At 70.1% G+C, this 19,485-nt stretch carries 16 protein-coding genes and 1 pseudogene; 13 read left to right on the top strand and 4 right to left on the bottom strand.

The window, feature by feature from the left end; genetic code table 11:
* Positions 1 to 20 precede the first annotated feature (20 nt).
* The 3 genes from ACZ7SW_RS40160 (at position 21) to ACZ7SW_RS40150 (ending at position 3,519) form a co-directional block, all read left to right on the top strand.
* Complete coding sequence (locus ACZ7SW_RS40160) at positions 21 to 962, top strand: DUF389 domain-containing protein (protein ID WP_470235594.1); 942 nt, start codon at positions 21 to 23, stop codon at positions 960 to 962.
* Positions 963 to 1,031: 69 nt separating this feature from the next.
* Positions 1,032 to 2,219, top strand: coding sequence for a phosphotransferase (locus ACZ7SW_RS40155; RefSeq protein WP_470235593.1), 1,188 nt, complete (start codon positions 1,032 to 1,034; stop codon positions 2,217 to 2,219).
* 445 nt (positions 2,220 to 2,664) lie between these two features.
* Positions 2,665 to 3,519: an SGNH/GDSL hydrolase family protein gene (locus tag ACZ7SW_RS40150; RefSeq protein WP_470235592.1), complete on the top strand. Its 855-nt coding sequence runs from the start codon at positions 2,665 to 2,667 to the stop codon at positions 3,517 to 3,519.
* Here ACZ7SW_RS40150 and ACZ7SW_RS40145 read toward each other — a convergent pair.
* Complete coding sequence (locus tag ACZ7SW_RS40145) at positions 3,485 to 4,240, bottom strand: metallophosphoesterase family protein (protein WP_470235591.1); 756 nt, start codon at positions 4,238 to 4,240, stop codon at positions 3,485 to 3,487. The two genes, ACZ7SW_RS40150 and ACZ7SW_RS40145, sit on opposite strands and share 35 nt — an antisense overlap.
* A 78-nt stretch (positions 4,241 to 4,318) precedes the next feature.
* Here ACZ7SW_RS40145 and ACZ7SW_RS40140 point away from each other — a divergent pair, with 78 nt between their 5' ends.
* The gene (locus ACZ7SW_RS40140) at positions 4,319 to 5,701 is read left to right on the top strand and encodes a replication-associated recombination protein A (protein WP_470235590.1); all 1,383 of its coding nucleotides are present in this window, start codon (positions 4,319 to 4,321) and stop codon (positions 5,699 to 5,701) included.
* A gap of 699 nt (positions 5,702 to 6,400) precedes the next feature.
* Positions 6,401 to 7,258, top strand: a complete 858-nt coding sequence (locus tag ACZ7SW_RS40135) for an NAD(P)-dependent oxidoreductase (protein ID WP_470235589.1) — start codon at positions 6,401 to 6,403, stop codon at positions 7,256 to 7,258.
* Here the strand turns inward: ACZ7SW_RS40135 and ACZ7SW_RS40130 are convergent.
* Entirely contained in the window at positions 7,242 to 8,153 is a 912-nt protein-coding gene (locus tag ACZ7SW_RS40130) for a hypothetical protein (RefSeq protein WP_470235588.1), read from the bottom strand. The two genes, ACZ7SW_RS40135 and ACZ7SW_RS40130, sit on opposite strands and share 17 nt — an antisense overlap.
* 154 nt (positions 8,154 to 8,307) lie before the next feature.
* On the opposite strand from ACZ7SW_RS40130, the gene ACZ7SW_RS40125 reads away from it, so the two are divergent.
* The 8 genes and pseudogenes from ACZ7SW_RS40125 to ACZ7SW_RS40090 all read left to right on the top strand — a co-directional run bounded on the left by ACZ7SW_RS40125 (position 8,308) and on the right by ACZ7SW_RS40090 (position 17,072).
* Positions 8,308 to 8,712, top strand: coding sequence for a DUF948 domain-containing protein (locus ACZ7SW_RS40125; protein WP_470235587.1), 405 nt, complete (start codon positions 8,308 to 8,310; stop codon positions 8,710 to 8,712).
* A complete protein-coding gene (locus ACZ7SW_RS40120) occupies positions 8,709 to 9,011 on the top strand; it encodes a hypothetical protein (RefSeq protein ID WP_182890467.1) in 303 nt (100 codons plus the stop codon). Before ACZ7SW_RS40125 ends, ACZ7SW_RS40120 begins: the two co-directional genes overlap by 4 nt.
* An 80-nt stretch (positions 9,012 to 9,091) precedes the next feature.
* Entirely contained in the window at positions 9,092 to 11,755 is a 2,664-nt protein-coding gene (gene alaS / locus ACZ7SW_RS40115; RefSeq protein WP_470235586.1) for an alanine--tRNA ligase, read from the top strand.
* Positions 11,745 to 12,245, top strand: a complete 501-nt coding sequence (gene ruvX / locus ACZ7SW_RS40110; RefSeq protein ID WP_470235585.1) for a Holliday junction resolvase RuvX — start codon at positions 11,745 to 11,747, stop codon at positions 12,243 to 12,245. The genes alaS and ruvX overlap by 11 nt, the downstream gene beginning before the upstream one ends.
* 311 nt (positions 12,246 to 12,556) lie before the next feature.
* Positions 12,557 to 14,647 carry an endolytic transglycosylase MltG gene (gene mltG, locus ACZ7SW_RS40105; protein ID WP_470235584.1) on the top strand — a complete coding sequence of 697 codons (2,091 nt, stop codon included), beginning with the start codon at positions 12,557 to 12,559 and terminating at the stop codon, positions 14,645 to 14,647.
* The gene (locus tag ACZ7SW_RS40100; protein ID WP_470235583.1) at positions 14,631 to 15,497 is read left to right on the top strand and encodes a shikimate dehydrogenase; all 867 of its coding nucleotides are present in this window, start codon (positions 14,631 to 14,633) and stop codon (positions 15,495 to 15,497) included. Before mltG ends, ACZ7SW_RS40100 begins: the two co-directional genes overlap by 17 nt.
* 71 nt (positions 15,498 to 15,568) lie before the next feature.
* Positions 15,569 to 16,102 (top strand): annotated as a pseudogene (locus tag ACZ7SW_RS40095) (GrpB family protein); the annotation flags it as partial.
* A 25-nt stretch (positions 16,103 to 16,127) separates the two neighbouring features.
* Complete coding sequence (locus ACZ7SW_RS40090; protein WP_470235582.1) at positions 16,128 to 17,072, top strand: D-2-hydroxyacid dehydrogenase family protein; 945 nt, start codon at positions 16,128 to 16,130, stop codon at positions 17,070 to 17,072.
* Here ACZ7SW_RS40090 and ACZ7SW_RS40085 read toward each other — a convergent pair.
* Together ACZ7SW_RS40085 and ACZ7SW_RS40080 are read right to left on the bottom strand one after the other, a co-directional pair.
* The gene (locus ACZ7SW_RS40085; RefSeq protein WP_470235581.1) at positions 17,069 to 18,571 is read right to left on the bottom strand and encodes an alpha/beta hydrolase; all 1,503 of its coding nucleotides are present in this window, start codon (positions 18,569 to 18,571) and stop codon (positions 17,069 to 17,071) included. The genes ACZ7SW_RS40090 and ACZ7SW_RS40085 overlap by 4 nt on opposite strands.
* A complete protein-coding gene (locus ACZ7SW_RS40080) occupies positions 18,568 to 19,383 on the bottom strand; it encodes a serine hydrolase domain-containing protein (RefSeq protein WP_470235580.1) in 816 nt (271 codons plus the stop codon). The genes ACZ7SW_RS40085 and ACZ7SW_RS40080 overlap by 4 nt, the downstream gene beginning before the upstream one ends.
* Between the last annotated feature and the right edge of the window lie 102 nt (positions 19,384 to 19,485).

The following is a 19,485-nucleotide window of genomic DNA, read 5'->3' as shown; positions in this document are numbered from 1 at the left end:
TGGCGGGGCGGGGTGGACTAGTGCTGCACCTCAGGGCGATCTGCCCGCCGGAGCGCACTGACGAGACGCTGGAGCTGCTGCGCACCCACCCGGGCGCGGCGCACCTGATCGTGCACCGCGGGGCGTCCGTCTCGCCCGAGGGCGACCTCATCGAGGCGGACGTCGCGCGGGAAGCGGCCGACGACATCGTCGACGCACTGTGCGCGCTCGGTCTCGACCGCAGCGGCGGCATCACCATGGAATCGCTGGACACCGCGCTCTCCGATGCCGCCGACGCGGCCGAGGAAGCCGCTCCCGGCGAAGGCGCGGACGCGGTCGTGTGGCAGGAGCTGCTCGGCCGCACCGGCGAGGAATCGCGGTGGAACGCCACGTTCCAGGCGTTCCTCGCCATCGCGTGCCTGCTCGCCGCAGTCGGCGTGCTGACCGACTCGTCGGTCACGATCGTCGGCGCGATGGTGGTCGGTCCCGAGTTCGGCCCGCTCGCCGCGATCGCGGTCGGGGTGGTGCTGAGCCGCTGGGACCTGGTCCGCCGGGCCGGGCTCGCGCTGGCGGTCGGATTCCCGGTCTCGATGGCGATCACGCTGGCCGGCGTCCTGCTCGGCAGCACGGCCGGGCTCTTCGACCCGCACGCGATCGTCAACAACCACCAGGTCGATTTCGTGTACCAGGTCGGGCCCGCCTCGTTCGTGGTGGCATTGCTCGCCGGGGCGGCCGGAATGCTCGCGATGACGTCGGCGAAATCGGCCGCGCTCGTCGGCGTGTTCATTTCGGTGACGACGGTTCCCGCCGCCGGTTACGCGATGGTCGCGGCGGTCGCCGGGCGGTGGGACCGGGCCGGTTTTTCAGTGCTGCAGCTGCTGGTCAACCTCTTCGGAATCGTTCTTGCTGCGGCCATTGTGCTGATAGTTCGCCGACGCAAGCAACGTTCCGAGGCATTGCTGCGTCCGCTTTCCCGTGGGTGAATCCGGGCGCGTCCCGGCGCCCGGAACGTTGTGGTCATGGTTGCTCAGTCACGAGTAGGGTCGGTGACAATGACAGTCGACACCTCCTCCGCCGGCGACGCTGGAGTCCGGGCGGAAGCCGGGGAACTCGCAGTCGCCGCGGCCGTCGCGGCGGGCGAGGCGGTGCTCACGCGCCGGTTCGGGAGCGCGATCACGCTGGTCTCGCCGGAGCACCTCTCCGGAAGCGGACCGGCGACAGTCGTGCGAGCGCGGGTCGTGTCGTCCTCGTTCGCGCTGCCGCGGACCTTGGTGGTCAAGCACTACCCGGACCCGCCAGAACCCGGCCGGGTCGATCCGTTCGCCCAGGAAGCCGTCAGCTACCAGCTGTTCACCGCATTGGCTCCGGACGAGCGAATGTGCCCCGAACTGCTGGCCCACGACGGCGGCCACCGCGTGCTGGTGATCGAAGACCTGGGCCGCGCGCCCACCCTGCAGGACAAATTGGCCGCCCGCGACTCCCGCGCGGCCGAGCGTGCCCTGCTGTCCTGGGCCCGGTCGCTTGGCCGCCTGCACGCCAGCACCGCCAGCCGCGAAGCCGATTTCAACGCCCTGCTGCGCCGCCTGGGCGGCCCAGTACGAACCGACAACGACGGCTTGTCGGGCCTGGCCGAAGACGTCGAAGGACTCCTTTCCGAACTGCTCGACGTGCCCGTTCCCGAAGCAGTGCGCGAACGCGTCGCCGAAGCCATCGCCCAAGCCCGATCGGCAGCCTTCCGCGCGTTCAGCCCCGTCGAGCTGACCCCGGAGAACAACCTGGTCACCGGCTCCGGAGTCCGCTTCCTGGACTTCGAACGCGGCCGGGTCCGCACCGCGCTGGTAGACGCCTCCTGCCTGCGCCTGCCGTTCGTCTCCGACCCACGCGCGATGGCGCTTCCCGCAGGCATGAGCGAGGCGATGATCGCCGCCTGGCGAGCCGAAATCGTCGATGTGTGGCCGTCCTTCGCCGACGACGTCGAACTGGCGAAGCAGCTCACCATCAGCGAAATGCTGCAAGTCTGGCAAATCACCCGCGACCTGCTCCCGCACCTCAACCTGACCAGGCACGCCACCCCCGTCAGCCGCGAGGCCGCCCTGGTGACCTGGTGGCGCGAACTGGCGAGGCACGCAGGCTACTCACGCCTGACCGAGGTAGCCGAACACTCCACGAGAGTCGCCGCCGCCCTGGCCGCCCGCCTGGGCCCACACGCCGACCTGGCCTTCTACCCAGCCTTCCGCTGACCTCACCCCACCCCGAGGGACGACGATTCCCCCAGGATTCCCCTCACGACCGACATTCCCCTAACGACCGACGCAACCGGACGTGAGGGCCCCCTTCACGGACTTAGATTCCCTCAAGGCCCCCCTTCACGGACCACCCACAAAACCCGCACCAACGCACCCACCCAGCGAGGCACCCACCCCACCCCCGCACCCCGATGCGAAGCCAAAATGCGGTCTGAGGGTGCTTGTCAAGGCATCTTTCCCGCCTTGACAAGCACCCTCAGACCGTCATCACAATCAAGCTTCGGGGTGCCCCACGCAAGCAACCGAGGCGCAATGTCGCCGCCAGGCGACGAGCCCAAACCCACCCAAACCAGACCCCGCCCCCGCCGAGTACCGGAAGTTCCCACCTCCGTCCATACCGCGTTACCTCCCCATCACCAGCGGTGAGTCTCAATACCGGATGGTCTTGGTCGTGACCGTGATCAGCGTCGGAGTCACCCCAGCCCAAGCCCCAGCCCACCCCCAGCAGACCCTGCAACAGACCCCCCGCCAAGCCCAACGCCTGGCGATCCTCGGCGACTCCACCGCCGTAGGACTAGGCGACCCCCTCCCCAACCGCGGCGGCTGGCGCGGAGTAGGCCCCTTGGTCGCGGAAGCACTGGGCATCGACGAATCCGGCTACCTGAACCCGTCCTTCACCGGTGCCCGCATGTCCTGCGTACGCGCCGACCAACTCCCCATAGCCCTAGCCCACCGCCCAGACGTAGCCCTGGTCGTAGTAGGCATGAACGACACCCTCCGCCCAGACTTCAACCCAGACAACATCGCAGCCGACTTAACCGCGATCGTCCGCGAGCTGACCGCAGTCGGAACCACAGTCCTCCCAGTACGTTTCCACGACCACAGCAAGGTCTTCCGCCTCCCGCCGTCGCTGAAGCGAGCCCTAAGCGCCCGCGTAACAGAACTGAACGAGGCAATAGACCGCGTAGTGGAAACAGAAGGCATCACCTGCCTCAACCTGGACACCCTGCCCGGCGCCTACGACCTCACCGTCTGGAGCGTCGACCGCCTGCACCCGTCCGAACTGGGCCACCGCCTGCTCGCCCAGGGCTTCACAAACCTAGCCGCAGCAGCCGGTTACGCGATCCCAGAGCCGGTAAGCCTCACCTGCTCCGGCGGAGTGGAGCCAAGCGCGGCCGGGCACTTCGGCTGGCTAGTCGCGAAGGGCGTGCCCTGGCTCTGGCGGCGCGGACGCGAGTTCCTGCCTTACGCAGCGGTCATCATGTGGCGCTCGTTCCGCGAGCGCGTGGGCTGAATACTCGCAGTGCCTCCGCGTCCGACGCCGGATTCCGTACGAAGTAATCGTTCCAGCCCTGAATTTCGGGATACTCCGACGTTTCCGCCAGATCCTGGCACACGGCCTCCACGTCGTAGGCAGTACGCCGCAACTCGACGCCGGGGCCGAGCCGCGCCCAGTGCGCACCCGTTGTGCCGTAAGGCATTCCGACGCTGCCCGGGTTCACGATCCGGCACCGGTCGGCCAGACGGAGAAATGGCATGTGGGTATGCCCGCACACCACCGTTTCCGCCGTGACGCCGTCCAGGACTTCGGCCCACCGTGACAACGGGCTGTCCACGAGCGCGACCTCTTCGTCGTCGCGCGGAGTCGCGTGGCAGAACAGCACTTCGCCGAGCCCGTCGATCTCCAGCGTGACCGTCAACGGCAATCCGTCGAGCAGCGCCACCTGATCCGGTCGCAGCTGCGACGCCGCCCACGGGCCGATCGGATCCGGGATCTTCGTGGGGCCGCCGCCCGCGAGCGTGACGAGTTCGCGGTCAGCGTTGCCGCGCACCCACACCGCGTGCTCGCCGAGCGAAACCAGCCGGTCGAGCGTCTGCCGGGGCAGCGGACCGGCGGCGAGGTCGCCGCACAGGACCACCAGATCGGCGGCCTGTACGTCGGGTTCGGCGAGGACCGCGTCGAGCGCGGGCAGCACACCGTGGATATCGGACAACACCGCGACCGAGGAGACCATCGCCCCAGTCTGCCCCTCCGGCGGCGCTGCGGGGCCGGGCGAGCGGGATTGTCGGGGTGGTCGGTTACCGTCGTCGGTGTGGCACAGGACGAACTCTTCACGGTGAACCCCGACGCGGGGCCGCCGCCGGAACCCTCCGGAGCGAACCCGGTCGAACCGCAGGCCGACCCGGCGACGTCGCCGCTCGCGGTCCGGATGCGGCCGCGCACGCTCGACGAGGTGGTCGGCCAGCAGCACCTGCTGCGGGAAGGGGCTCCGCTGCGCAGGCTGGTCGAGGGGGCCGCCCCGGCGTCCGTGCTGCTTTACGGCCCGCCCGGCACCGGCAAGACGACGCTGGCGAACCTGGTGTCGATCGCCACCGGACGCCGGTTCGTCGCGATGTCCGCGCTGTCGGCGGGCGTCAAGGAGGTGCGCGGCGTCATCGAGGAGGCGCGGCGGCGCCGGCAGTACAACACCGAGAACACCGTCCTGTTCATCGACGAGGTGCACCGGTTCTCCAAGACCCAGCAGGACGCGCTGCTCGGCGCGGTCGAGGACCGGACAGTGCTGCTGGTGGCGGCGACCACGGAAAACCCGTCGTTCTCGGTGGTGTCGCCGCTGTTGTCGCGGTCCTTGGTGCTGCAGCTGCGGCCGCTCACGGACGACGACATCGTCGCTGTGCTGGAGCGCGCGCTGGCCGACGAGCGCGGGCTCGGCGGGGAACTCACGCTCACCGATGAGGCGCGAGCGCATCTCGTGCGGCTCGCCGGCGGGGACGCGCGTCGTGCGCTCACCGCGCTGGAGGCCGCCGCGGATGCCGCGTCTGCCACGGAGAACAAGACGATCGATCTTGCCGTCGTCGAGTCCACTGTGGACAAGGCGGCGGTGCGTTACGACCGCGACGGCGATCAGCACTACGACGTGATCAGCGCGTTCATCAAGTCGATCCGCGGGTCGGATGTCGACGCGGCGCTGCATTACCTGGCGCGGATGATCGAGGCGGGGGAGGACCCGCGGTTCCTCGCGCGACGGTTGGTGGTGCACGCGAGCGAGGACGTCGGGCTGGCGGATCCGACCGCGTTGCAGGCGGCGGTGGCGGCGGCGCACGCGGTGCAGTTCATCGGGATGCCGGAGGGGCGGCTCGCGTTGGCGCAGGCGACGATCCATCTCGCTACCGCGCCGAAGTCGAATGCGGTGGTCACTGCGATCGATACCGCGTTGAGCGACGTTCGCAAGGGCGCGATCGGGACTGTGCCGCCGCATCTGCGGGACGGGCACTACGCGGGGGCGAAGCAGCTGGGCAATGCGCAGGGGTATCGGTATCCGCACAACGTGCCGGAGGGCGTGCTGGCGCAGCAGTATCCGCCGGACGAGCTGGTCGGGCGGGATTACTACGAGCCGACGCAGCGGGGCGGCGAGCGGACGTTGGCGGAGCGGGTGCCTCGGTTGCGGCGGACTACCCGGGGAGAGCGGCAGGGGTGAGTGTCCTGGCGGCTGAGTGAAGGTCGCCGCTTTCCGCTCCGCCGGGGGCGGGAACATCCGGGTGGGCGGCCGGTTGATCCTCTTCGAGGAGAGGGGCGGCGATGACGCTGTTGACCGTGTGGCCTGATGATCAGCCTGGGCATGTGCTTTTGCGGACTGAGGGCACTGGGGCGATCGTCGCCGAACTGGGGCGGGTTTGGTCGGTGGCCTGTTTTTGAGGGTGGCCTTGCAGGTGCTGAGGTTGAGGTGCTGGCGCGGTATCGGGGGTTGTCGAGTCCCGGGCTGGTGCGGGTTGCTCGGTGGATGTTCTCGCGGGGGAGTTTTCTGGGTTTGCGGAGTTGGTTGCGGGGCGGCTCGTCGCCTGGGGGCGACATTGCGCCCTGGTTTTAGTGGGGGCACCCCGAAGCTGATTGTGATGACGGACGGCGGGTGCTTGTCAAGGCGGGAAAGATGCCTTGACAAGCACCCGCCGTCCGCATTTTTGGCTTCGTATCGGGGTGCGGGGGTGGTGTGGGTGCATGGTTGGTTGGGTGCGTGGGTGGCGGTTTAGGGACGCGAGGGGAACTGAGGGTCAGGGTTTTCTCACGGAAGGTGGGGGCGGGCGGTCCTGTTCGTGGAGGGGTGACCGATTGCGGCAATCTAGGGAGCTGTGCTGAGCGCTGATCTGCCGATCTGTGTGGCTGGCGGCACGATGGCCGGATGACCACAGTCGCGTTCCTTGGTACCGGAATCATGGGCCGTCCGATGGCCGCCAATCTTGCTCGTGCTGGGTTGACCGTGCGGGCCTGGAATCGCACGTTAGCCAAGGCTGAGCCGCTTGCTGCGGAGGGCGTCACTGTTGTCGAGACTCCCTCCGAAGCGGTGCGGGGCGCGGATTTCCTGGTCACCATGCTCGCTGACGGGCCTGCGGTTGCCGAGGTGTTTCGGGGGCTCTCGCTCGAACCGGGGACGATTTGGCTGCAGACCAGCACCGTCGGGGTCGAGTGGGCTGATCGGCTTGCTGAGGCGTCCGTCGCGGCTGGGGTTCCGTTCGTCGATTGTCCAGTGATGGGGACGAAGGGGCCTGCCGAGAAGGGGCAGCTTCAAGTCCTAGCTGCTGGGCCGGACAACGTGCACGACGGGGCTGCGGAGGTGTTTGACGCGATTGGCTCGACGACTCGCTGGCTCGGTACTGAGCCTGGCACGGCGACGCGGCTCAAGCTGGTGATGAACGCTTGGATTCTCGCGCTCACCAACGGTACCGGCGAGAGTCTTGCCCTCGCGCGTGTGCTCGGCGTGGACCCGCAGTTGTTCTTCGACGTCATGAGCGGCACTGGGTTCGACGTGCCTTACGCGCGAGCGAAGGGGCCGATGATGCTGTCCGGCGAGTATCCGGCCAGCTTCCCGGCATCGCTCGCGGCGAAGGACGCGCGGCTCGTCGTGGAGGCTGCTGGGCACGCGATCGACGTCGGCGGGGCGGCGGCTGCGTTGGCGCATCTCGAGACTGCGGTCGAAGCGGGGCATGGCGAGGACGACATGGCTGCGGTGTACGAGGGGATCGTCAAGAACGGGCATTGAGCAGGGACGCGACGCGGTCCACGCCGATGCCGGAGATGAGCAGGCGTTCCTTCGCGTTGCCGAGCAGTCGCGCGGTCCACGGGGTGAAGCCGCCATCGCCGACGGCGGCTGGTCCGGTGCCGAAGTCGGCGGTGACGGTGAAGCAGAGGCCGGAGTAGTAATCGCGGCCGACGTCGCGGTCTGGGGCGTCGGAGACGGCTACGTCGGGCAACGCGTCTTGCACTGAAGCGGCGAAATCGGCGAAGCGGTCGTCCAATGTGGTCACTTGGAAGCCTGCGGAATGGGCACCGGCGGCGCGTACTGCGGTGGTGAGGAACCGGGCGTGCTCCACCAGGTGTTCGCGTTCGAAGGCCAGGCTGCCGCGGTCGCGACCGGCGGTGACGGCGGCGAACAGGGAGAAGTGCGCGAACAGCCCGGGGACCGGAGGTTGAGCTCGGACGACGCGTTGCAGAGTGGTGAGCCGGACCGGTTCCGAGCCGGTGCGCCGGACCGCGGCTTCCAGCGCCAGTCCGTTCGTCGGGTCCGCGGCGACCTCGGTGCCACGGCCGGTCGGTACGACGCGGTGCTGGGCGAGTCCGGCCACTGTGGAATGTGTGCCGAGCGGGGTCACCGGGGAGAGCGTGACCCGGTCGAATTCCGGCGGGGCAGCGGAAAGCAGGGCGTCTTCGACCCGGCGGAGCACCTCGAACGCGAGCGGCGCGGGAGTGGTGAAGCGGTCTGAACGGTAGCGGCGCAGGACGTCTGGTCCGCGCAGTTTCGCGGCGCGGCGCCGGGCCACTTCCAGTTGCAGCGTGGTCAGGTCCGCGCCGGGAAGCCCGGCGAGCACGTCGGCGGCGGGGCCGCCAGGTCCGGCCAGCACGCGGGGGAGCGGGCCGGGTCCGTTCGAAGAGTCCATCGGCCGAGGAGACCAGGCCGGACGCGTCTCCGCGAACGGTTTTCCGCGACGGCGACTGCGCTGGGTGACCGCAGCGGCGGGGGGTCCCCGCCGAGAAGCGCCGCAGGCGGTAACCTCACACCACCTAAGACCCCGCACCACCCGAGGAGGGCCCGTGTCGGCAGGGCAGATCGCCGCGCTGATCGCCGCAGGAGCTTTCGTACTGCTGGTCTTGCTGCTGGCGATCCCGCTGCTCAAGCTCGGCCGCACGCTGGACGAGGCGACGATCGCGATCCGCAAGGCGCACGAGAACAGCGACCCGATCCTGATCGGGGCCAACGAGACGATCACGCACGTCAACACCCAGCTCGAGCGCGTCGACGGGATCACCGCGAACGCACAGGCGGTGAGCGGCAACGTGTCCGCGCTCTCGTCGGTGTTCACCGCGACCCTCGGCGGCCCGCTGGTGAAGACCGCCGCGCTGTCGTACGGGATCAGCAAGGCCCTCCGCGCGCGCCGGAAGAAGCAGGAAGCGAAGGCCGCGAAGGCGCAGCGCCCGGCCCGCCGGGGGAAGAAGTGAAGCGGCTGTTCTGGCTCGGGGTCGGAGTCGTCGCCGGGGTCGCGCTGAGCCGCAAGGCGAGCGAAACGGCTCGTCAGGCCACGCCGGCCGGGTTAGCATCGAACTTGGGCGACGCCGTGCGGGAACTCGCGGGCGCCGTCGGTTCTTTCGGCGCCGAGGTGCGCGCCGGGATGAACGAACGGGAACAGGAGCTGCACGACATGGTCGAGGAGCGGACCGCCGTGCTCGCCCCGCCTTCGGGCGCGGGCAGGCACGCCGCACGTCGCCCCGCCCGGCGAGCTCGCCGGGCGGAGGGCTGATCTCCGCGCGCCTTCCGCCGCCTCCGACCCCCGTTTCCTTCCCCGGCCGAAGCCGGGTCTTTCAGAACCAGGACGTACCCGTGGACACACACGAGATCACCGACCGTTTCCTGCGCCATTTCGAGAGCCGGGGCCACACGCGCGTGCCGAGCGCCCCGCTGATCCTCGACGACCCGAACCTGCTGTTCGTCAACGCGGGCATGGTCCAGTTCAAGCCGTACTTCCTCGGCGAGGCCCCGCCGCCGTACCCGCGCGCGACCTCGGTGCAGAAGTGCGTGCGCACGCCGGACATCGACGAGGTCGGCAAGACCACCCGGCACAACACGTTCTTCCAGATGGCGGGCAACTTCTCGTTCGGCGACTACTTCAAGGAAGGCGCGATCGAGAACGCCTGGGAGCTGATCACCAAATCCCAGGACGACGGCGGCTTCGGCCTCGACCCGGACCGGATCTGGGCGACCGTCTACGAGAAGGACAGCGAGGCGGCCGGGCTGTGGCGCAAGCTCACCGGCCTGCCCAGCGAACGCATCCAGGTCCGCGACGGCAAGGACAACTACTGGGACATGGGCGTGCCCGGTCCCGGCGGCCCGTGCTCGGAGATCTACTACGACCGCGGCCCCGGCTACGGCCGTGAGGGCGGCCCGGTGGCCGACGAGGACCGCTACATCGAGATCTGGAATCTCGTCTTCATGCAGGACGTCCGCGGCGAGAAGAGCCCGAAGCTGGGCCACCCGCCGATCGGCGAACTGCCCAAGAAGAACATCGACACCGGCATGGGCGTCGAGCGCGTCGCGACGATCCTGCAGGGCGTCGAGAACGTGTACGAGACCGACCTGGTGCGCCCGGTGATCGGCCGCGCCGAGGAGTTCTCCGGCCGCCGCTACGGCGCCAACCACGCCGACGACGTGCGCTTCCGCGTCATCGCCGACCACGCGCGCACCGGCGTGCTGCTGATCGGCGACGGCGTCACCCCGGGCAACGACGGCCGCGGCTACGTGCTGCGCCGGCTGCTGCGCCGCATCGTGCGCTCCACGCGCCTGCTGGGCGTGCAGGAGCCGGTGCTGCAGGAGTTCGCGAAGGTCGTCAGCAAGACCATGGGCCCGACCTACCCCGAGCTGGTCAGCGGTTTCGACCGGATCTCCGAGGTCGTGCGCGTCGAGGAGGAGGCGTTCCTCGCCACCCTCACCAGCGGTTCGCGGATCTTCGACCTGGCCGCGGCCGAGACGAAGAAGGACGGCGGCGACGTGCTCGCCGGCGACAAGGCGTTCCAGCTGCACGACACCTACGGCTTCCCGATCGACCTCACCCTCGAAATGGCGGCCGAACAGGGCCTGACCGTGGACGAGGACGGCTTCCGCACGCTCATGGAGGAGCAGCGCAAGCGCGCCAAGGCGGACGCGGCGTCGCGCAAGAGCGGCCACGGCGACCTGTCCGAGTACCGCAAGGTTCTGGAGCAGCACGGCGAAACCCAGTTCCTCGGCTACACCGAGCTGCAGGCGGACGCGAAGGTCGTCGGCCTGCTCGAAGACGGCCTGCCGGTGCGCAGCGTCGCCGCGGGGCACAAGGCCGAGCTGGTGCTCGACCGCACCCCGTTCTACGCCGAGAGCGGCGGGCAGATCGCCGACACCGGCGTGCTGGTCGGCGACGGCGTCGAGCTGAAGGTGCTCGACGTGCAGAAGATCGTGCCGGGCCTGTTCGTGCACCGCGTCGAGGTCACCGAGGGCGAGGTCGCGCTCGACACCCGGCTCACCGGATCGGTCGACGCGAACCGACGGCTCTCGATCGAGCGCTCGCACTCGGCCACGCACCTCGTGCACGCGGCGGTCCGCGGCGCGTACGGCAAGCGCGCGGCGCAGGCCGGTTCGCTCAACGCGCCGGGCCGGATGCGCTTCGACTTCACCACGCCGGGCGCGGTGTCGACCGACATCCTCACCGAGGTCGAGCAGGAAGTGAACGACTACCTGCAGACCGACGTCGAGGTGCGGAGCTACACCACGACCAAGGACAAGGCCCTCGAGCTGGGCGCGGTCGCGCTGTTCGGCGAGAAGTACGGCAACGACGTCCGCGTCGTCGACATGGGCGAGTACTCGCGCGAGCTGTGCGGCGGCACGCACGTCGGCCGGATCGGCCAGCTGGGCCTGGTCAAGCTGGTGTCGGACGCGTCGGTCGGCTCCGGCGTGCACCGCGTCGAGGCGCTGGTCGGCCCGGACGCGCTCAAGCACGTCCGCAAGGAGCAGCTGCTCGTGTCGCAGCTGGCGAACACGTTCAAGGTGCCGTCCGACGAACTGCCCGGGCGGATCGAGGACGTGCTGTCCCGGCTGAAGAACGCGGAGAAGGAGATCGAGCAGCTGCGCACGCAGCAGGTGCTCGGCTCGGCGGGCGCGCTGGCGGACAAGGCGCAGGACGTCTCCGGCGTTTCGGTGGTCGCCGAGGTCGTGCCGGACGTCGACGGCAACGGCCTGCGCGCGCTCGCGTCGGACATCCGCGGCCGCCTCGGCGAACGCGCCGGCGTGGTCGCGCTGTTCGCGCCCTCGGGGGAGAAGGTGGCCTTCGTGGTCGCCACGACCTCGGCGGCGCGCGACAAGGGAATCGCGGCGGGCAAGCTCGTGCCGTCGTTCGCCGAGGCGATCGGCGGACGCGGCGGCGGCAAGCCGGACATGGCCCAAGGCGGCGGCAGCAACCCGGCGGGCGCGGAGCAGGCTGTGACGGCCCTTCGCGCGGCGGTCGCGAACCTTGGCCGCTAATCCCCGGAGAGGCCCGGATCGGCCCGGCGAGTCCGATCCGGGGCGGGGCAGGCGGCTCGCGGTCGATGTCGGGTCTGTCCGGGTGGGGGTCGCGCTGAGCGATCCCGCCCCCGTGCTCGCGAGCCCGCTCGTTACCCTCTCCCGTGATGCGAAGGACGACAGCGATCTGGACCGGCTTGCCGACCTCGTCACCGAACACGAGGTGGTCGAGGTGATCGTGGGCTTGCCGAGGACGCTGGCGAACCGGCAGGGCGCGGCCGCGGACATCGCGCTCGCGTATGCGGAGAAGCTCGCCGGGCGCGTGGGGGACGTGCCCGTGCGGCTGGCAGACGAGCGGTTGACGACGGTCACCGCGTCGCGAATGCTGTCCCAGCGGGGGGTCAAGGGACGCAAGCAGCGCGCCGTGGTCGACCAGGCAGCGGCAGTCGAGATCCTGCAAGCCTGGCTCGACGCCGTCGCCGCGCACCGCGCCCGGAAAGGCGACTCATGACCGACCCTCGCGGCCCCGGCGATCCGGGCGGCCGCCGTCGGCTGCGCAACCCAGACACCCCGGATTTCCCGGACCCCGCAGCGGGTTCCGGCGCTCCGGGCGGGCGGCGCAGGCGGCGCGAGCCTGAAGACGAACCTCCTCCGCGCCGTGCGGCGCCGGAGGAGATGCCACCGTCCGGCGCACGACGCCGTCCGCGTGGCGAAGACGTGCCCCAGCGTCCTCCCGCCGCGGAAGGACGCCGTCGCGCACCCGAGGGCGCACCTCGCCCGGCTCCGGCTGGCGAAGCGCCCCGTCGGGCAGCGCCGGACGCGATGCCTCCGGCCGAACCGCCGCGCCGCCCGGCCGCCGACGCGCCGCCGGCCCGGCGTCGCCGTCCGGCCCCGGCGCCGGACCGGCCGAAGCGGTCGACGGAGAACTGGGACCTGCCGCCGCACGCGGCCGACGACCTCCCGCGCGCCCGTCCCCGCCGCATAACTCCCGGCGATGCACCGGTGGCCGGGAACGAAGTTCCGCCCGTGGACGTCGAGCCGCCAGCCGGTCGGCGCCGTCGCCGCGAGGACGTTCCGCCTCCGGTCGACGCTGAGCCTCCGGCAGGCCGCCGCCGTCTCGAAGACGCGCCGCCGCCGGGCGAGCCGCCCGCTGGGCGTCGTCGTCGGCGCGAGGTCGTTCCGCCTCCGGTCGACGTCGAACCGCCGTCCGGCCGTCGTCGCCGGGACGACGTCGACGCTCCGGCGGAAGCCGCCGCGCCTGGCCGTCGCCGGGCGCCGGACCTGCCGCCGCCCCCTCTGGCTCGGCGCGCGCCCGCTCCGCCGCCGGACGGCTCCATGCCGCCGGATCCCCGGTTCGCCGAGGCCTCGATGCCGCGCGACCCCAGGTTCGCGGACGCGTCGATGCCGCCGGACCCGCGTTTCGCCGATGCTTCGATGCCGCGCGATCCCAGGTTCGCCGATACGTCGATGCCGCGCGATCCCAGGTTCGCCGACGCTTCCATGCCGCGCGACCCGCGCCTCGCCGACGCGTCGATGCCGCGCGATCCGCGCAGCCAACCGCCGCGCCGGCAGCCGGTCGAGCAGCCCACCGAAGTGATCCCGACCGTGCCCGCCGCGCACGAACCGGAGCACCCGGACCAGCAGCCGATCGACGACCTCTTCGAGGACGAGTACGACGAATACGGCGAGTACGAGGACTACGACGACGAGTACGACGGCTACGACGAGGACGGCTACGCCGAAGACGCGGCCGAGCCGCCGGTCGAGGAGCCGCCCGCGAAGAAGCCGCGCAAGAAGCGCAAGCGCGCGATCGGCTGGATCGCCGCGGTGCTCGTGCTCGTGCTGCTCAGCGGCGGCGCCTATTTCGGGTACCAGAAGATCTTCGGCTACGCGGACTTCGACGGCCCCGGCGAAGGCGACGCGCTCGTGCAGGTCGAACAGGGCGACACGACGTCCGCGATCGGCGCGAAGCTCACCGACGCGGGCGTGGTCGCGAGTTCCCGGGCGTTCGTGAAGGCGGGCGCGGAGAACACCGCGCTCAGCAAGATCCAGCAGGGCTACTACCTGCTGCGCCAGCACATGTCGGGCGATGGCGCGGTCGACCTGATCACCTCGCCCGCGGCGCGGGTCGGGAGGCTGGAAATCCGGCCGTACACGCAGTTCGACGACATCACCCAGCCCGACGGCAAGGTCACGCCGGGCGTGTTCAGCCTGATGTCGAAGGCGTCGTGCGCGACCTTGAACGGCAAGAGCACCTGCATTCCGGTCGATCAGTTGCGCAAGACCGTCGCCGACGCCGACCTCAAGGCGCTCGGCGCGCCGGAGTGGGCGCTGGCCGACGCGGGCAAGGCGCTGAGCAAGGACAAACGCCTGGAAGGCCTGATCGCGCCCGGCGTGTACGACGTGAAACCCGGCTGGAGCGCGACCGAGCTGATCACCGATCTGGTGAAGCAGTCGGCCGACACGATCCAGGCGGCCGGGCTCACCGCGCAGAACACCGGGCCGGGGAAATCGCCGTACGAGACGCTGATCATCGCGTCGCTCATCGAACGCGAGGCGATCAAGCCGGACTTCGGCAAGATTTCGCGAGTGATCTACAACCGGCTCTCGCAGAAGATCAGGCTGCAGCTGGACTCCACTGTCAACTACGTGCTGGACCGCCCGACGCTGCTCACCAAACCCGAGGACCGGGCGAAAGCGGGACCGTACAACACCTACGCCAACTACGGTCTCCCGCCGACGCCGATCGCGGTGCCCAGCATGGACGCGATCAAGGCCGCGGTCAGCCCGACCCCTGGCGACTGGGCGTACTTCGTGAAGTGCGAGAAGGACGGGCATTCCTGCTTCGCGGTCACGAACGACCAGCACAACGCGAACAGGACCCTGGCAGAGCAGCGTGGCGTCATCAAATGACCGGCCGCGCCGCGCGGCGGTGCTGGGCAAACCGGTGGCGCATTCGCTGTCGCCGGTGCTGCACCGCGCGGCGTTCGCGGCGCTGGGGCTGGACGGCTGGACCTACGACCGGGTCGAGACAGACGCTGACGAGCTGCCCGGGTTCGTCGACGGCCTCGGTCCGGAGTGGGTCGGGCTTTCGGTCACCATGCCCGGCAAACGGGCCGCGCTCGACCACGCCGCCGAGGCCACCCCGCGCGCGGCGGCGGTCGGTGCGGCGAACACGCTCGTGCGCCGTCCGGACGGCTGGCTCGCCGATTGCACCGATGTCGACGGCGTGACCGGAGCCTTGCGGTACGCCGGCGGCTACTCGCCTTCCGCGAGCGACCAGGCGGTAGTGCTCGGCGCGGGTGGGACGGCCGCGGCCGCAGTGGTCGGATTGGCCGCGCTGGGCGTCACAACGGTGCGGCTGGTGGTGCGTGAACCGGCGCGGGCGTCGGAAACTGTGGACGCGGCCAAGCGCGCGGGCCTGGACGCGGACGTGCTGCGATGGTCCGAAGTGGACTTCGCGGAGCTGGCGGACACCACGGCGGTGCTGGTCAGCACGGTGCCGCCGGACGCGGTCGTGCCGCACGCCGCGGAGCTGTCGCGGATCGGCAGCGTGCTCGACGTCATCTACCACCCGTGGCCGACGCCGCTGGCCGAAGCGGTCGAGCGGCGCGGCGGACGGCTCGCGACCGGGCTCGACATGCTGCTGCACCAAGCATTCGGGCAAGCGGAGCAGTTCACCGGGCAACCGGCGCCGCGCGAGGAAATGCGGGCGGCGCTGCGCGAGGCGAGCGGAAACATTCTGCCGTTGCCGATTTCCTGATATCCTGGTCGGCTGCTTTCAGTCGACCAGGGGGAATCACTGTGGCCAGTCAACAGAACGACGAGGCGTCGATCCAAGCGGCGTTTGTCGGCACAGCGCCGAAGCACGGCAAACCCGTCACTCTCGCCGAGTACGACCCGGAATGGCCGCGGCTGTATGAGCGCGAGGCGGCGCGGATTCGCGACGTGCTCGGGGAACGCGTGGTGGTGCTCGAACACGTCGGGTCGACGTCGGTGCCCGGTCTCGCCGCCAAGCCCGTCATCGACATTCTGCTCGAAGTGCCCGATTCGGACGACGAAGCGGCGTTTGTTCCCGATCTCGAAGCGGCGGGATACCGGCTGGTGATCCGCGAGCCGGACTGGGAGAAACACCGGTTGTTCAAAGGTCCGGACACGAACATCAACCTGCACGTCCATTCGCCGGGCAACGGCGAGACCGAGCGCTACCGGCTGTTCCGCGACCGGCTTCGCGACCATCCGGAGGAACTGGCGCTGTACCTGGCGAAGAAGCGCGAGCTCGCCGCGCGGACCTGGGAATACGTCCAGTACTACGCCGACGCGAAGAGCGAGGTGATCAACGAGATCATCGAGCGGGCGCGGAACGCCTGACCCGCGGGTTACGGTGGGCGGCATGAAGATCGCGATCCTCGACGACTACCAGAACGTGGCTCTCCAGTGTGCGGATTGGGAGCCGCTCGGGGCGGAGATCGAGGTGTTCAGCGAGCCGTTCGCCGGACCGGACGAGGTGGTGACGCGGCTGGCCGGGTTCGACGTCGTGGTCGCGATGCGCGAGCGCACGCCGTTCCCGGCCGCCGTGTTCGACCGGCTGCCCGCATTGAAACTGCTGGTCAGCACCGGTCGGCGGAACGCGGCGATCGATCTGGACGCGGCGAAGCGGTGCGGTGTGGTCGTGTCCGCCACCGGTGCGCTCGTCGCGCCGACGGTGGAACACGCGTGGGCGCTCATCCTGGCCGGCGCGCGCAATCTGCCCGTGGAGTTCCGGTCGATGCGCGGGGGCGGCTGGCAGGTCGGTCTCGGGATGGCGTTGCGGGACAAGACGCTCGGCCTGCTCGGGCTCGGCAGGCTGGGTGCCGAGGTCGCCCGGATCGGCCAGGCGTTCGGGATGAAACCGATTGCTTGGAGCCAGAATCTCACCCCGGAGCGGGCGGCAGAGCATGGCGTCACAGCGGTGTCCAAAGAGGACTTGTTCGCTCAGGCGGACGTGTTGTCCGTCCACTTGGTTCTGTCCGAGCGCACTCGCGGATTGGTCGGTGCTGCCGAGTTCGCCGCGATGAAGCCGACCGCGCTGCTGGTGAACACCTCGCGCGGGCCGATTGTCGACGAATCGGCACTGGTGGATGCATTGCGCGGCAAGCAGATCGCGGCGGCCGCGCTGGATGTCTACGACGTCGAGCCGTTGCCCGCCGACCATCCGCTGCGGACGCTGGACAACGCGATCCTGACGCCGCACATCGGTTACGTGAGCCGGGAAACGTACGAGATCTTCTACGGCGGCGCGGTGGAGGACATCGCCGCGTTCCAGGCCGGCGAGCCGATCAACGTGCTGAACGGCTAGGGGAACGGATGGACCTCCGGCGGGTAAACAGTCCCGTCCGGAGGCACGGTCAGATCCGCGAAATACCGTGCCATCGCTGAGGAAGCGGCCGTGCTCGGCACGTCGAGCGTCGTGTGCCCGGCACCGTCCACCACGACGACGTGGCCGTCGCCGAGTTCCCGTGCGGTGGCCTGGGCATTGGCGAGCGGGGTGACCGGGTCGTTCCGGTTGGCCAGGATCAGGATCGGATGCTGCCGCTGCCGGTTCCACGGCCCGAGGTAGCGGTCCTCGTCCCGCGCGGGCCAGCCCACGCACTGCGCCATCGAAAACACCGGCGCAACCCCGAAGTACGGTTGGCGTTTCGCTTCAGCCGCAGCGAGTTCGGCATATCCGGCAGTGTCCTGCGGGAGTTCGCTGTCCAGGCACTGCACGGCGAGGAAGCCGGGCGAATGCGTCGGCACGCGCGGGTCGAGCACCGGCGCGGGGGAGACCGCCGACGACGGCACGAGCCCGGCGAGCGTCTTCGCCAGCCGTGGCCACCGGGACGATTGATACAGCGCCCGATCGATCGTCTCCATCAATGACGACACCGTCATGCCGCCGACCGGACCGTGCGTCAGCCGGGCGAAGACCGAGGCGAATTTCTGTTTCAGGTCACCGCCGGCGAACGCGCATTTGCCCGGCCCGGCCGCGTCGCAGGCGGCGAAGAACGCTTCGAGTTCCTGCTGCTGAGCCGTCGCGACGTCGGCCCGCACGTCGACCGGTTTGTGCTGCTGGCCAGGCTGTCCGGTGGAGTTCGCGACGAGGTCGAGCGTCCCGTCGAGGACCATCGCGCGCAGCTTGCCGGGGAACAGGTTCGCGTACGTGCCGCCGAGATACGTGCCGTACGAATAGCCGTAGAAGTTCAGCTGCTGCTCGCCCAGCGCCTGCCGGAGCAAATCCATGTCCCGCGCGACATTCGCGGTGGACAGATGCGACAGCTCGGCACCGCTGCCAGCCGCGCACGACTTGCCGACGGTCGCGCTCGCAGCCCAGAACGCCGCGCTGTCCCGCAACGGCGAACCGGTCGCCGGCGGCGTTCCCGGGCACTGCACCGGGGCGCTGCCGCCGATCCCGCGCGGATCGAAGCTCACCAGGTCGAACTTGGCCCGCAGCTCCTCCGGGTATCGCGGGCTGAACCGCATCAGCTCGCCGACGCCGTCGGTGCCCGGGCCGCCGAAATTGATCACCAAGGCCCCCACGCGGTGCGCGGGATCGGTGGCCGGCATGCGAATCACCGAGAGATTCAGCTTCGCGCCGCCAGACTCACGGTAGCTCAACGGAACCGGCGCGGTCGCGCACTGGAAACCGCCGTGGCACGGTGCCCAGTCGAGCTTGGGCACCGCGGCACCGTTGGTGCCCAACGGAAGCGGAGCGTCCGGCGCGGGCAACGCTGGTGGCGCTTGGGTTTGCGCGGCCGGTGCGGAACAACTCGCGACGAGCAGCAGGGCCGCCGCGGCCAGCGCGGACCGGAGTCTCACGCGGAGAGTTCCGCCAGCACGGCGTCAGTGAAGGGCGGCCACACTTGCGCGGCCCACGGCCCGAACGACCGGTCGGCGAGCCCGACGCAGGCTTGCCCCGCTTCCGGGTCCACCCACAGGAAAGTCCCGGACTGCCCGAAGTGGCCGAACGTGCGCGGCGAACTGTTCGCACCCGTCCAATGCGGACTCTTGTGGTCGCGCAGTTCGAAGCCGAGACCCCAGTCGTTCGGCTTCTGGTGCCCGAAGCCGGGCAGGACGCCGTTCAGGCCGGGGAACGCGATCTCGGTGGCCGCGTTCAGGGTTTCCGGCGCGAGCAGCTTGGGAGCCTGCAGCTCCGCGGCGAACCGCAGCAGGTCGTCCAATGTGGACACCGCGCCCGCGGCGGGGGAGCCCTCCAGCCGGGTCGCCGTCATGCCGAGCGGTGCGAACAGGGCTTCCCGCTGATACTCGGCGAACTCGATGCCGGAGTGCTCGGCCAGCGCGTCGGCGAGTTCCTCGAACCCGGCGTTGGAGTACAGCCGGCGCGTGCCGGGTTCGGCCATCGCCTTGTGCGCGTCGAAGGCGAGCCCGGAGGTGTGCGCGAGCAGATGCGCGACGGTCGAGCCCTCCGGCCCGGCGGGCGTGTCCAGCTCGACGACGCCCTCTTCGATCGCGATGTGCGCGGTGTAGGCGGTGAGCAGCTTGGTCACCGACGCGAGCCGGAACGGACGGGCCGGGTCGCCGTGGCGTCCGCGCACCTCGCCGGAAGCGGAGACCACCCCGGCCGCCGCGTTGTCCACTGGCCATTCGTCGATCAGGCGCAGACTCTCCATGCCCGCCAGCGTAATGGGGCCCGCCCAGCCGCTGTTTCGCAGTGCCCGGACACAAGCGAACCGTGCGGGGCCCCGGAAGTTCCGGCGCCCCGCACGGTTCGT

It is taken from the genome of Amycolatopsis sp. NPDC114484, assembly GCF_055633755.1.
The sequence above is the reverse complement of the archived record's forward strand: the minus strand, read 5'-3'. Positions and strand labels throughout refer to the sequence as shown.

Bases quoted from the DNA above. Each gene is read 5' to 3' on its own strand.
- ACZ7SW_RS40155 (WP_470235593.1), top strand. From the start codon at position 1,032: ATGACAGTCGACACCTCCTCCGCCGGCGACGCTGGAGTCCGGGCGGAA.
- ACZ7SW_RS40150 (WP_470235592.1), top strand. From the start codon at position 2,665: ATGGTCTTGGTCGTGACCGTGATCAGCGTCGGAGTCACCCCAGCCCAA.
- ACZ7SW_RS40145 (WP_470235591.1), bottom strand. From the start codon at position 4,240: ATGGTCTCCTCGGTCGCGGTGTTGTCCGATATCCACGGTGTGCTGCCC.
- ACZ7SW_RS40135 (WP_470235589.1), top strand. From the start codon at position 6,401: ATGACCACAGTCGCGTTCCTTGGTACCGGAATCATGGGCCGTCCGATG.
- ACZ7SW_RS40130 (WP_470235588.1), bottom strand. From the start codon at position 8,153: ATGGACTCTTCGAACGGACCCGGCCCGCTCCCCCGCGTGCTGGCCGGA.
- mltG (WP_470235584.1), top strand. From the start codon at position 12,557: ATGCCTCCGGCCGAACCGCCGCGCCGCCCGGCCGCCGACGCGCCGCCG.
- ACZ7SW_RS40090 (WP_470235582.1), top strand. From the start codon at position 16,128: ATGAAGATCGCGATCCTCGACGACTACCAGAACGTGGCTCTCCAGTGT.
- ACZ7SW_RS40080 (WP_470235580.1), bottom strand. From the start codon at position 19,383: ATGGAGAGTCTGCGCCTGATCGACGAATGGCCAGTGGACAACGCGGCG.